This is a genomic window from Rhizobium sp. P1_E6 (assembly GCF_056405875.1).
The window spans coordinates 23,980-37,939 of record NZ_JBFUBG010000005.1; the positions used below are offsets into that span (position 1 = coordinate 23,980).

A 13,960-nucleotide genomic window follows, 5' to 3' on the forward strand; every position below is an offset into this window, starting at 1 on the left:
CGGAACCCGACGAAGACAAGGGGGCGAGCGCCGCCATGCATCGTTATAAGTTCATATTGACCCGGCCGGTCCAGTTTCTGCCTGTCATTTTCGGCATCAGCGTCATTACCTTCATCCTGGTGCGATTGATCCCCGGCGATCCCGCGCGCAATATTCTCGGCACACGCGCGACACCGACGGCCCTTGCCAATATCCGCGCCCAATACGGCCTCGATCAGCCCATGTGGCTGCAATACTTTTATTTTCTCAAGAACCTCGCGAATGGCGAAATGGGCAAGTCGATCCTATACAAGATCGACGTATTTCCGCTGATCGCCACGCGCATCGAGCCGACGATCGCGCTGGTGCTGACAAGCGTCATCATGTCGATCCTGATCGCCGTACCGATGTCGGCGATTGCCGCTCGCAATGCTGGCCGGGCGCCTGATCATGCAGTACGGGTCATCTCCACATTCGGGATCGGCTTTCCGCCTTTCTGGCTCGGCCTGATGCTGATCATACTTTTCAGCGTCGAACTCGGCGTCCTGCCGGTCTCCGGCTACGGCACGACACTGGGTGACAAGCTCTCCCATCTCATCTTGCCGGCGTTGACGGTTGCATTGTCGCTCTCGACCGTACTGACCCGAAGCCTGCGCGCCGCCATGATCGAGTCCCTGAAATCGGATGTAGCGACCGCCGCACGCGCCCGCGGCATGCCTGAGAGTATCGTCTTCTGGCGCCACGTCCTGCCGAATTCGCTGGTGCCGACAATCAATCTTCTCGCCGTCAATATCGGTTGGCTGATCGGCGGAACCGTCGTCGTGGAAAGCGTGTTTGCCCTGCCTGGCATGGGACAATTGCTGGTGCGCGCCATTTTCTCGCGCGATTATATGGTCGTTCAGGGCGTGGCGATGACGTTTGCCTGCGCCACCGTGCTCGTCAATTTCATTGCCGATATCGTCACCGTCGCCGTCGACCCGAGGGTGAAGCTATGAGCGTCGAGGCCTTCGCTCCCTCCCAGGTCGCCTGGCGCCGTTTCCTCAGCCGGCGGCTGACGCTCGTCATCGGCGCCGGCATCCTGCTGTTCTTCCTGCTTCTGGCAATCGCAGCGCCCGTAATCGCACCCTATGATCCGATCCTGCAGAATGCCGATGTGCGGCTACAGGGACCGTCGCTTTACCATCTCTTCGGCACGGATAATTTCGGGCGCGATATCCTTTCGCGCGTCATATGGGGCGCACGCATCGATCTGCAGATCGCCGTCATCGGCGTCATCTTCCCATTCCTGATCGGCACGACGGTCGGCACCATCGCCGGTTTCTTTGGCGGTATCGTCGATGCGGTTTTCATGCGGCTCGTTGATATCATCCTCGCCTTTCCGTTCCTCGTCCTAATGTTGTCGATCATCGCCATCCTCGGCCCGGGCCTCAGCAGTTTCTACATCGCCATCGCGCTGGTCGGCTGGGTCTCCTATGCGCGTCTCATCCGCGCGCAAATGCTGGTGCTGAAAAGCAGCGACTACGCAGTCGCAGCCGTCAGCCTCGGCTTCGGCCGCTTCCGGATCATGTTCCGTCATCTCCTCCCGAATGCGATCGCCGGCTCCATCGTCTTTTCCATGTCGGATGCGACGCTGGTGCTGCTCAGCGGCGCAGCTGTCAGCTATCTCGGCCTCGGCGTGCAGCCGCCACTCGCCGAGTGGGGCGTCATGGTCGCCGAAGGTCAGAGTTTCATCACCACGGCCTGGTGGATCACGCTTTTCCCGGGCCTCTCCATCGTCTGCCTCGCCTTCGGTTTCAGCATGCTGGGTGATGCACTCGGAGAACTTCTCGGAGTTCACGAATGAGCGCATCAGTACTTTCCGTCCGCGACCTGACGGTCAAGGTCCATCTCGATGGTGGCGCTCGAACGCTGATCGACAATGTTTCCCTCGATCTCGCCAAGGGCGAAATCCTCGGCCTGGTCGGCGAAAGCGGCTCGGGCAAGAGCCTGCTCTGCCGCTCGCTCGTCCGGCTCCTGCCCTCCTCGCTGATCAAGATCGAGGGCGGCACCGTGCTGCTCGAGGGGCGCGACCTGACGACGGCAAGCGATGCCGAGATGCTGGAAGTTCGCGGTGGCGAGATCGGCATGATCTTCCAGAACCCCACGAGCCATCTCGACCCGGTCATGCGCATAGGCGACCAGATTTCCGAGGGCATCCGCTACCACCAGGGGCTTGGCGCGAGGGAGGCGCGGATAGCAGCGATCGAAATCCTGACACAGGTGGGTTTTCCCGATCCCGTGCGCCAATATGACAGCTACCCGCACGAGTTTTCCGGCGGCATGCGCCAGCGCGCAATGATTGGGGTTGCACTCTCCTGCGACCCGAAGATCCTGGTCGCCGACGAGCCGACGACGGCGCTCGATGTGACCATCCAGGCGCAGATCCTGAAGCTGCTACTGGAGATCCGCGACAAACGCGGCCTGTCGATCATTCTCATCACCCACGATCTCGGCATCGTCGCCCAGACCTGCGACCGCATCGCCGTCATGCGCAGTGGCAAGCTGCTCGAACAGGGGTCAAAACGGGCGGTCCTGTCCCGTCCGCAGGATCCCTATACGATCAACTTGATCAACAGCCATCCTTCCATGCCGGACGAGGYGCCGACACCTGTGCTGGAGGTCGCGTCCTCAGGTGCCTCGACGAAGCCGCTCCTCGAAATCGACGACCTGCATGTGCGCTTCAAGGTCGGCGGCAGCCTGTTCAAGGGCAGTGCGAAAACGGTGAGCGCGGTTTCAGGCGTCAGCCTGCAGATCATGCCCGGCGAAACCATCGGTATTGTCGGCGAATCCGGCAGTGGCAAGAGCACACTTGCGCGCGCCGTGCTGGGCCTGACCCCGATTTCCTCTGGCCATGTGTCGTTCGACGGTATCGATCTGGCACAGCAACGGGCCTCCGGTCTCGCCAAGCTGCGGCGCGAGACGGCCATGGTCTTTCAGGATCCGTACAACGCCCTCAATCCACGGCTCACCATCGGTCAGATGCTCGCCGAGGTGCTGAAGGTGCAGGGCAAGGTACCGGCCTCGGCCATTCCGGCTCGGATCGGCGAACTGCTCGATCTCGTCGGGCTGGAGCGGGAATTCGCCAGTCGCAAGCCCCGCAGCATGAGCGGCGGCCAATGTCAGCGTGCCGGCATCGCCCGGGCCCTCGCCGTCGATCCGAAGCTCGTCATTGCAGACGAATGCGTCGCGGCCCTCGACGTGACGATCCAGGCGCAGATCATCGCGCTCTTTCGCGAACTGACCGCGAAGATGAACCTGACGCTGATGTTCATCGCCCATGATCTGGCCATCGTGCGCAATCTCTGCGAACGCGTCGTCGTCATGTATCGCGGCGAGATCGTCGAGGAAGGCCGCTCGGAAGAAGTTTTCGCGCAGCCGAAGCATCCCTATACCGCGGCGCTGATCGCCGCCATTCCCGACATCGATCCGGACAAGCCGCTTCTGAGCAGCGCCAGTTTGGAAGACGAGCTGCAATCGATGCCGACCCTACCTGTCAAACGCATGCCATAACAACGAAGGGAACGAACGCATGATCACCAGATGGAAATCAATCGGACTTGCAGCGCTTCTTGCCGGGCTGACGCTCAGCGCAAGTTATGCCGAAGCCGCCGGCGTGCTGACCATTGGCCGACGCGAGGATTCGACGACATTCGATCCGATCAAGACGGCACAGAACATCGACAACTGGGTGTTTTCGAACGTCTATGACGTGCTGATCCGCGTCGACAAGACCGGCACCAAGCTGGAGCCCGGCCTGGCGGAAAGCTGGACCGTGTCGGACGACGGCCTGACCTATATCTTCAAGATCCGCGACGCAAAATTCTCCGACGGTTCGCCGCTGACGGCAGAAGATGCCGCCTTCAGCCTGCTGCGTATCCGTGATGACCAGGGCTCGCTCTGGAGCGATTCCTACAAGGTGATCGATACCGCCGTCGCCACCGATCCACACACGCTGACGATCAAGCTCAAGAACCCTTCGGCGCCTTTCCTGTCGACGCTGGCGCTGCCGAATGCCTCTGTCATTTCCAAGGCCGGCATCGAATCCATGGGCGCGGAAGCCTATGGCGAAAAGCCGATCGGATCCGGCGCCTTCGTGGTCGACGAATGGCGTCGCGGCGACCGTGTTATCCTGAAAAAGAACCCGAATTTCTGGCAGGCGGACCGCGTGAAGCTTGACGGCGTCGAATGGATCTCGGTGCCCGACGATAATACCCGCATGCTGAACGTGCAGGCGGGCCAGCTCGATGCGGCCATCTTCGTTCCCTTCTCGCGCGTCGAGGAACTCAAGAAAGATGCAGGCCTCAACGTGCTGATCGACCCCTCGACGCGCGAAGATCACCTGCTGATCAACCATGCGCATGGCGATCTCGGCAAGAAGGAAGTGCGTCAGGCCCTCGATCTCGCAATCGACAAGAAGGCGATCGTCGATGCCGTCACCTTCGGTCAGGGCACGGTCGCCAATTCCTACATTCCGAAGGGCGCGCTTTATTACTACGCCGACAACCTGCAGCGCCCCTATGATCCGGAAAAGGCCAAGAAGCTGCTGGCCGATGCCGGTGTATCCAACCTGACGTTGAACTACCTCATCCGCGCCGGCGACGAGGTGGATGAGCAGACCGCGGTGCTGTTGCAGCAGCAGCTCGCCAAGGCCGGCATCACCGCCAACCTGCAGAAGGTCGATCCCAGTCAGGAATGGGACATGACGGTTGCCGGCGACTACGACATCTCGGTCAACTATTGGACCAACGACATTCTCGACCCGGACCAGAAGACGACTTTCGTGCTCGGCCACGATTCCAACAACAACTACTTGACCAACTACAAGAATGAAGCGGTGAAGGAGCTGGTCGCCAAGGCACGCCTGGAACTCGATCCGAAAAAGCGCGAGCAGATGTATATCGACCTGCAGAAGACGGCGAAGGACGACGTCAACTGGATCGATCTCTACTACAGCCCCTATATCAACGTTGCCCGCAAGAACATCGACAACTTCTACCAGAATCCGCTTGGCCGCTTCTTCCTGGAAGATACGGTCAAGAACTGAGCCTCAACCTTCCTAGCATGCTCCGTCGCCCTGAAAGCGGCGGAGCATTGTCCTGACGGGAAATCGGCGATGACGGCGATCTTCCGGTATGGATAGCGCCTGCATTAGACGGCGCCTTGGAGATCAACGATCGCCGGTACAATGGTTGTTCAAACAGAGCGCAAATTGTCACTCGAGGGCGCCCGACTACGCCGACGGAAAATCGCTGCTCGCCGCCAGCCGGCGATAGGCTTCGACGGCATAAAGCACTGACCGCGTCTGCGCGTCATGGCAGTCGACAAAGATCTGCTCGTAAACCGTCTCGTCGGTCGCTTCGGTGATGATCGTCACCGGCGCCTGATAGAGTGTGCCCACCTGTTTCAGCACAGGAATGCCGTAACGCACCTCGAAGGGAGCGTTAGGCATGTGCAGACGCACGCAATCGATCTGCTTTGCGTTGAATTCGACGAGGCTCTTGTCTTCAGCCAGGCGTTCGGCCACCTCATCAAGGATCGCCTCGCCGATCGCTTCCCAGCCGGGATGGGTGCACACGATCAGGAAGAAGCCTTTCGGAATGGTCCAGAGTTCGAAACCGCGCGGCAGGTAGCCTGACATTGGCCGCGTCCACTCATGCGAGGGATAGCCGTGCAGATTGAGATGCAGCTTGGCGGACGAGAGATCAAGAGCCTTGCCGCGTGCCTCGCGCTCGTACATCGGCGGCGGAACGGTGAAGGAGAGGTCGTCACCGAAGGCCGTGTAGCGGGCTGCGTGATGCATATGGAACGGGTTTTCGACAATCAACCGCTGATGCAGCTCATATCCATCGATATTCTCCACCGGCACGACGGCAAAATGCTGGTCGGGATCGGCGGCAAGCTGCTGTGCCGCGCGCAGTGCTCCGACCGGACCGCTGGTCTCATTGGCATGCTGGCCGGATGATATCAGCACTGCCGGACCCGGTCCCTTGCGATAGCGGCCGAGCACCTCTCGACCTTCGCGTGATAGCGCCTTGATCGGCTCGCCTTCGATCTTCGCCAGTTCGCGACGGATCTGGCCGATTTTCAGCGGCCGCGTTGCCGTGGCAATATCGACATCCTCGCCAGTCGTTTCCTCGTGCTCGCCGAAGTCTTCGACGGTCATGATGATGCGCGGATTGCCGTCAGTACCGCGGATATCGGGAACGACCTGGCCTGGCCTCGCGCCACCCCGGCCTGCCATAGCGCCCATCTCGGCATCCAGGCATTCCCGCAGGCTGAAGAACAGGTCTTCATGCATGGCTTCGCGCAGGCTGATGCTCTCGCTGCAGAAATCGAGGTCGAGATCCCTGGCCGGCAAATCGACCGTGATGCGCAGCCGGTCGAAATAGGGTTGCTTGCGCTCCCATGTCTGCTGCTTGACGGCATCGACGGCCGCGAGGAATATCGCTTCGAAGTCGGTCTTGAGCCGTTCGCCATTGGCCCAGCCGCAGCATCGCAGAACCGGCTTGCCGACATGGTCATTCTCAACCACGTTTGGCGCAAAAACCGTACAGGTCTTCGTCTCCCCCGCCTTCGTCGTCAGCTTGATATCGTAGGTGAGATCGAGCGTGTTGGCGTGAAAAGCGACTTCTGCATCACCGACAAGTGCCGCCAGCGGATAGGCTTCGATCAGGAAGCGTTGCGGGTCCGCGGCCGGATGAACTGGATAACCGATCTCCACCTTGGCAAGGGAAGCGATATGCAGCTCCTCAAGGAAGAAATAGACCAGCGGCTTGTAGGAACTGCGGATCCGCGCCGCGATACCTGCGGCGGCAAGTTTTTCTTCCACTGCCCGCCGCGAGGGCTCGTCATCGAAGACCCATGCTTCGACGGGCTTGCCCGGTGGGTTGGCAATCAGGCCGGAAACCAGCACGTCGAGCGTGCGCGGAATTTCGAGATTGAGGATGGTGCTCATTTTTCCCCCGTCGGATCGAGATAGTCGCGAAGCCAGTCACCGAACGGCCTGAAACTGGCCGGACCTGAAGTCGACGGAGAGTGAGCGGACCGAGAGGATGGCGGGGTTGGCGGCGCTGCTGCTCTCGGTCGATCTACTCATAAGGTTGCCGCCGACCTCGCTGCCTGTTCGTAGTATCCCGACAAGGCTCGCAGATGGGAGGCAATGTCGGAGAGTTCATCCTGTGAAAGGCCTGAGAGTTTTGTCGCCTCCACCAGCAACCGTTCGCGGATTTCCGAATAGCGCGCCAGCGCTTCCAGCCCCTTGTCAGTGACCTGGATCACCTTTTCCTTGCCGGATTTGCCGGTCTTCACCAGACCGGCCGCATCGAGCTTCTTGACTGCATAATTGGCGACATGCGTGTCTTCGATGTCGAGCACGAGGCAGAGATCGGACAGCGTCTTCGGACGGCCGCGATGGCGCACCGAATGTATGATCAGGATCTCCACTGGCGACAGGCTCGGGGCGCCGGCAGCAGCCATGCAGCGCACCATCCAGCGGTTAAAAGCATGAGAAAATAGGATCGACCCGTATTCAAGTTCGGAGAGGGCCGGAGAACTGCCGAGCGCCAGATGGGCGGACGACACGATCAATTCGCGCGGAGCTTTTCGTTCCTTCGGTTTATCCAATGAACTCTCTCATCTCAGAACTGAAGTACGTCTAGCAGGTTAGGCGGAAGCGATAATTTGTCAACAAATTATCGCTAAGATTCCTCTATTCTGCCGCCGTTTCTCCGACCTTATTTTCCGATGCGTTCGGCATATAGGAACGCATCACTATTGCATTGATTTCAAATCGTTTTAACCGAATGCACTTCAAGTATCGGATGGTCCGTATCCGCCCCCTGTTGGCGTCACGACCGTAAAGGCTTCGCCGGCTTCCAGCACCGTATGAGCGGCACCAATCAACTCATCTACCGTACCATCGTTGCGCCGAACATAGTTGCGGCCGGTCTGCCCGGGCTCGCCACCTTTCAGGCCGAAGGGCGCGACACGGCGATGGCCGGAAAGAACGGCAAATTCCAGCGTTTCGAGTGTGCGGATCGTGCGCTGGGTGCCGTTGCCGGCATGCCACTGACCGCGGCCGCCGGAATCCGGCCGGATATGGAAATCTTCGAGCACCACAGGGAAACGGCTCTCCAGGATTTCAGGATCGGTCAAACGCGAATTGGTCATGTGTGTATGCACGGCGTCCGCACCATGGAAGCCGGGGCCGGCCGGAGCGCCTGAGCAGATGGTTTCGTAATATTGATATTTGTCGTTGCCGAAGGTCAGGTTGTTCATCGTCCCCTGCGCCGCGGCCATGGCACCGACGGCGCCGATAAGGCAATTGGTGACCGCCTGGCTGACTTCGACATTGCCGGCAACGACGGCTGCCGGATATGCCGGCGTCAACATGGTGCCCTCGGGGATGACGATACGGATCGGCCGCAGGCAGCCGGCATTCATCGGAATATCCGCCTCGACCAGCACGCGGAAGACATAGAGCACGGCAGCCCGCGTGACCGGTGCCGGAGCGTTGAAATTATCGGGGCGTTGCGCAGACGTGCCGGTAAAATCGACCGTAGCCTCGCGCTTGTCCCTGTTGATGGAGATCTTGACGACGATCTTGCAGCCCTGATCCATCTCGTAGGAAAACTCGCCGTCGGGCAGGCGGTCGAGCACGCGGCGCACGCTTTCGGCAGCATTATCCTGCACATGGCCCATATAGGCATCGACGACATCCTCACCGAAGTGCACAATCATCTTCTTCAGTTCCGCCACGCCTTTTTCATTGGCGGCGACCTGCGCCTTGAGGTCGTTGACGTTCTGCGCCAACGTGCGCACCGGATAACGCGCACCGGTCAAAAGGTCGGCAAGGGCGCCTTCCCGGAAACGACCATGATCGAGTAGCTTGAAATTGTCGATATAGACGCCTTCTTCCTCGATATGCGTCGCAAGCGGTGACATGGAGCCGGGCGAGATGCCGCCGATATCGGCGTGGTGACCGCGGCTCGCAACCCAGAAGCGGATGCGCGTGCCGGAATCGTCGAAGACAGGCGTGCAGACAGTGAGGTCAGGCAGATGCGTGCCGCCATTGTAGGGCGCGTTGATCAGGAAGACATCACCCGGATGAATGACCGGATTTTCGCGGATGGCGGTCGCCACGGACGCATCCATGGAACCGAGATGCACCGGCATATGCGGCGCGTTGGCAACGAGATTGCCTTCCGCATCGAAGACTGCGCAGGAGAAATCAAGCCGCTCCTTGATGTTGACGGAATAGGCGGTGTTCTGCAGCGTCACGCCCATCTGCTCGGCAATCGACATGAAGAGATTGTTGAAGATCTCCAGCATGACCGGATCAGCCTTTGTGCCGATGGCCGTGCGCACCGGTAGGGCCTTGATGCGGGTCAGCACGACGTGATCGCGCATCGTCAGCCTCGCCTGCCAGCCATCCTCCACGACGATCGTCTGGTTCGGCTCGATGATGATAGCCGGTCCGGTGACCGTCTGGCCCGGAATGATGCCGTCGCGCAGAACGACCGCCGCATCGTGGCTATCGCCCTGCGAATGAAAGAGGGTCCGGCGAGCGGCCACGGCTTCGCCCTTGCCCGTCTCACCGCGATCGACATCGATCTCGGCCGCCGCACCGCCGATGCATTCGACTTCGACGGCTTCCACGACCAGCGGCTTGTCCTCGGCGACGAAACCGAAGCGGCGCTTGTGCAGCACTTCGAATTCCTTACGAAGACGCGCCACCTTATCCGCTTGCGGGAACACCGCCTCGACCGCGAGCAGCGTATCGGTACCAGCGTAGCGGATATGTGCCCGAAGCACCGTTTTGATCTTGTCGGCCTCCACGCCCTGCGCAACCAGTTCCGGGAGACCTTCAGCCTGCAACTGCAGCCCGAGGGCGGCAATCGCTGCGGGAGCTTCTCCGTCGAGCGGCACGCCGAGCGCCTTCTGGCGCGTGGAACGGATATCGGCCAAGCCCATGCCATAGGCCGAAAGCAGCCCGGACATCGGATGCAGCAGGATGCTCTTCATGCCCAGCGCATCAGCCACCAGACAGGCATGCTGGCCGCCGGCGCCACCGAAGCAGTTGAGCGCATAGCGCGTCACGTCATAGCCGCGCTGGACGGAAATCTTCTTGATCGCCTCGACCATATTGGCAACGGCGATGCGGATGAATCCGTCAGCCACTTCTTCGGGGCTGCGCCCATCACCGATCTCCGATGCCAACTCGGCGAACTTTTGCCGCACCGCCTCGACATCGAGCGGCTGATCCTGCTTCGGGCCGAAGATCGCCGGGAAGAAATCGGGCAGCAGCTTGCCAGCCATGACATTGGCATCGGTCACAGCAAGAGGGCCGCCATTGCGGTAGCAGGCAGGACCTGGGAAAGCGCCGGCAGAATCAGGCCCGACGCGGAACCGGCCGCTCTCGAAATGCAGGACCGAACCACCGCCGGCAGCCACCGTATGGATCAGCATCATCGGCGCGCGGACACGCACGCCGGCGACTTCCGTTTCGAAAGCCCGCTCGTACTCGCCGTCGAAATGCGCCACGTCAGTCGAGGTGCCGCCCATATCGAAGCCGATCACATGGCCGAAACCTGCCTGCTCGCCGGTTTTGGCAAGACCGACGACACCGCCGGCCGGCCCCGACAGGATGGCGTCCTTGCCCTGAAACATATCTGCGGCGGTCAGACCGCCTGACGACATCATGAACATGACGCGGGCACCTGTGCGCACCACATCGAGTTCATCGGAAACCTGGCGCACATAGCGGCCGAGCACCGGCGAGAGATAGGCATCGACAACGGTCGTATCACCGCGGCCGACCAGCTTGATCAGCGGCGAGACTTCGTGGCTGACGGAGACCTGCTCGAAACCGATGGCGCGGGCAATGCGCGCAGCCGCTGCCTCATGCTCGGGATATTTATAGGCATGCATGAAGACGATCGCTACGGCGCGGTATCCCTTGGCGCGCAGATTGCGGAGCGCCGTTTCCGTTGCCGCCTCATCGAGCTCTATCTCGACCGTGCCGTCGGCCAGCACGCGCTCGTTCAGCTCGACCACGTCCTGATAGAGAGCTTCCGGTTTGATGATCTCGGTCGCGAAGATATTCTTGCGTTCCTGATAGCCGATGCGCAAAGCGTCGCGGAAACCCTTCGTAGTAATCAGGGCCAGACGCTCGCCCTTGCGCTCCAGTAGCGCATTGGTGGCGACCGTGGTGCCCATGCGCACCTCGCCGATCAGACCCACCGGGATCGCCTCACCGGCCGTCAGGCCGAGATGCTGCCGGATCCCGTGAACAGCGGCGTCACGATAAGCGTCCGGATTTTCAGAGAGCACCTTTCGGGCATGCAGCTCGCCGGAGGGGTCGCGCCCGACGATATCCGTGAAGGTACCCCCACGATCGATCCAGAAATCCCAGCTACCAGCCGCAGTGCCCAACAAAATCGCCTCCGACGTTCATTTGGAATATCACTAAGAAATTATCGATAAATCGTCAACGTTTTGTGGAAACCGARATCGACGTAGGGTTCGCTTTTTGGAGGGCGTAGCATAGGCCCAATTCTAAGCCCAGAAAATCGAACGCCGCGGCCTCATCGGTCGCGGCGAGAAGATCAGCCGAAATGACGGTATTGTAGAGGGCCAGCGCGTGACAATGCCGGCCTCGCTACTCTCCTTAACGGGAGGTCAGGTCATCAGGCAGAGCAGCATTGTGGTACTTGCTATAGATGTCGCGTAGCACCTTGTTATCGAAGTTGGTCTTTACCCACTGGTCGAGCCAGGCCTTCAGATTGGCTTCGCCCTTGGGTATGCCGATGCCAAGGTTCGTTTCCTTCTGCGTGAACTTCACCTGCAGCGGATGGTCAGCCATCTTCTTGTTGATGCCATTGATTACGGCCGACTGGCTGGAAACGGTATCGACCTGGCCGGATACAACAGACGTGATCAGTGTTGCGTCATCCTCGAAGCGGACGATATCGGCGCCCTTTGCATTGGCGGTGATATCCTGGTCGTTGGTCGTGGCCCGGGTAACACCAATACGCTTGCCGTCAAGATCGGCATAATTCTTGATCTCGATAGTCGACGGCGCTGCCACGACGAGAGCGAGGGTCGCATAGGGGACGGAATAGTCGATCGCCTTCTTGCGCTCTTCGGTGATACCGAGCGAGGAGACGACCATGTCGGCCTTGCCGGTCTGCACAGAGGGGACACGGGCGGCGTTGGTGATTTCCACCAACTCGAGCTCGACGCCGAGGTCCTTGGCAATCAGCTTGGCGGTCTCAACGTCGGAGCCGGAAGGCTTCAGGTTCTCATCGACGAAGGAATATTCCGGAATGCCCATTGCCACGGCGATACGCACCTTGCCCGCCTTCTTGATGTTGTCGAGTACATCGGCATGCGCAACGCTCGCCAACGCCAGCAGCCCTGCGCCGGCCCAAATTGCCAGTTTCGAAATCATTGTCTTCGGCATGTTCCAAGTCTCCTCTACCTGATTGCCTCTGCCCGCTCTTTGTCGGGCCTCCTCTGAAACCCGCACCGGTCCATCCGGCGCAGGCATTTCCCTCCCGCGCTTGGCGGGGTCTAAAGCTCTGCGGCCATGAACTCCTTGAGTTCCGGCGTCTGCGGATTGCTCAGGATATCCGCACCACCCGTCTCCCAGACCTTGCCCGTGTGCATGTAGATGACGCGGTTGGCGGCGCGCTTGGCAAAACCCATCTCATGGGTGACGACGATCATCGTCATGCCACCACGGGCGAGATCTTCCATGACGCGCAGCACTTCGCCCGTCAGCTTCGGGTCGAGGGCGGAGGTCACCTCGTCGAACAGCATCACCTTGGGCTGCATGGCAAGCGAACGGGCGATCGCCACACGCTGCTGCTGGCCGCCGGAAAGCTGCTCTGGATAGGCATCATTTTTTTCGGAGAGGCCGACCTTGGCGAGTACCTGTTTGGCGATCTCGAAAGCCTGATCCTTGCGTATGCCCTTCACGCGGCGCAGCGCCAGCATGATGTTTTCGGCGACTGTCATATGCGGGAAGAGGTTGTAGCTCTGGAACACCATGCCGATGTCGCGCCGCAGGGTTCTGAGATCGAGCTTCGGATCCTCGACGCGGTGGCCGCACACCTCGATCGAGCCGTCCTGGATCGTCTCCAGCCGGTTGATGCAGCGAAGTGCTGTGCTCTTGCCGGAACCGGACTGGCCGATCAGCGCCACCACTTCGCCGGCATTGATCTCGAAGGAGACGCCCTTCAGCACTTCCAGCGCGCCGAAGCGCTTGACGACATTGGTGAGCTTAACGGCGACCGACATTGAGTTTCCTCTCAAGAGAGCGGCTCCAGACCGACAGCGGGTAGCAGACGCAGAAATACAAAAGCGCTGCGATGCCGAAGACCAGGAAGGGCTGGAACAGGGAGTTGTTGATGACCTGCGCCGCACGGGTCAGTTCCAGGAAACCGACGACCGAGGCGAGCGAGGTGTTCTTGATGAGCTGGACGAGGAAGCCGACCGTCGGCGGCGTGGCGATCTTCAGCGCCTGCGGCAGGATCACGTCCCTCAGAGCCTGCCAGCGCGTCAGGCCGAGGCACTCGGCGGCCTCGAACTGGGTGCGCGAGATGGATTCGACCGAACCGCGCCAGATCTCACCGAGATAGGAGCTCGAATAGATCATCATGCCGAGGCCCGCCGCCACCAGCGCCGGCACGGAGATGTTGATCACCCCGAGGCCGAAATAGAGGATGAACATCTGGATCAGGAGCGGCGTGCCCTGGACCAGCTGGATGTAAATAAGGGCGGCGCGGCGCAGCCACAGGAAGCGCGAGATGCGGCATAGCATGACAAAAAAGCCCGCAATGCCGCCAAGCAGGAAGGCGAGAGCGGATAGCACGACGGTCCAGACAAGACCGTCAAGCAGATAGATCAGATGATTGAAGGAAAACCCACCGAGCATGGC

General features: G+C 60.4%; 10 protein-coding genes. 4 read left to right on the forward strand and 6 right to left on the reverse strand.

The window, feature by feature from the left end; all coding sequences use genetic code 11:
* The first annotated feature begins 35 nt into the window (after positions 1-35).
* Genes AC1D35_RS04800 through AC1D35_RS04815 form a run of 4 tightly spaced genes read left to right on the forward strand, consistent with a single transcriptional unit; the run spans position 36 to position 5,062 of the window.
* Positions 36-974: an ABC transporter permease gene (locus AC1D35_RS04800; protein WP_113301746.1), complete on the forward strand. Its 939-nt coding sequence runs from the start codon at positions 36-38 to the stop codon at positions 972-974.
* Positions 971-1,822, forward strand: a complete 852-nt coding sequence (locus AC1D35_RS04805; RefSeq protein ID WP_477938269.1) for an ABC transporter permease — start codon at positions 971-973, stop codon at positions 1,820-1,822. The genes AC1D35_RS04800 and AC1D35_RS04805 overlap by 4 nt, the downstream gene beginning before the upstream one ends.
* Entirely contained in the window at positions 1,819-3,528 is a 1,710-nt protein-coding gene (locus AC1D35_RS04810) for a dipeptide ABC transporter ATP-binding protein (protein ID WP_477938270.1), read from the forward strand. The genes AC1D35_RS04805 and AC1D35_RS04810 overlap by 4 nt, the downstream gene beginning before the upstream one ends.
* A gap of 19 nt (positions 3,529-3,547) precedes the next feature.
* On the forward strand, positions 3,548-5,062 hold the full coding sequence (locus AC1D35_RS04815) for an ABC transporter substrate-binding protein (protein ID WP_113301743.1): 1,515 nt from the start codon (positions 3,548-3,550) through the stop codon (positions 5,060-5,062).
* A gap of 186 nt (positions 5,063-5,248) precedes the next feature.
* Here the strand turns inward: AC1D35_RS04815 and AC1D35_RS04820 are convergent, their stop codons facing one another.
* The 6 genes from AC1D35_RS04820 to AC1D35_RS04845 form a co-directional block, all read right to left on the reverse strand.
* A complete protein-coding gene (locus AC1D35_RS04820; protein ID WP_477938271.1) occupies positions 5,249-6,973 on the reverse strand; it encodes a M14 family zinc carboxypeptidase in 1,725 nt (574 codons plus the stop codon).
* A 137-nt stretch (positions 6,974-7,110) separates the two neighbouring features.
* Entirely contained in the window at positions 7,111-7,641 is a 531-nt protein-coding gene (locus AC1D35_RS04825; protein WP_477938272.1) for a winged helix DNA-binding protein, read from the reverse strand.
* 186 nt (positions 7,642-7,827) lie between these two features.
* Positions 7,828-11,454, reverse strand: coding sequence for a hydantoinase B/oxoprolinase family protein (locus AC1D35_RS04830; RefSeq protein WP_477938273.1), 3,627 nt, complete (start codon positions 11,452-11,454; stop codon positions 7,828-7,830).
* Positions 11,455-11,686: 232 nt separating this feature from the next.
* Positions 11,687-12,481 (reverse strand): transporter substrate-binding domain-containing protein, encoded by a 795-nt coding sequence (locus AC1D35_RS04835; RefSeq protein ID WP_477938274.1) that lies wholly within the window; start codon positions 12,479-12,481, stop codon positions 11,687-11,689.
* A gap of 110 nt (positions 12,482-12,591) precedes the next feature.
* Complete coding sequence (locus tag AC1D35_RS04840) at positions 12,592-13,320, reverse strand: amino acid ABC transporter ATP-binding protein (protein ID WP_477938275.1); 729 nt, start codon at positions 13,318-13,320, stop codon at positions 12,592-12,594.
* Positions 13,304-13,957: an amino acid ABC transporter permease gene (locus tag AC1D35_RS04845; protein WP_477938276.1), complete on the reverse strand. Its 654-nt coding sequence runs from the start codon at positions 13,955-13,957 to the stop codon at positions 13,304-13,306. The genes AC1D35_RS04840 and AC1D35_RS04845 overlap by 17 nt, the downstream gene beginning before the upstream one ends.
* Positions 13,958-13,960: the final 3 nt, after the last annotated feature.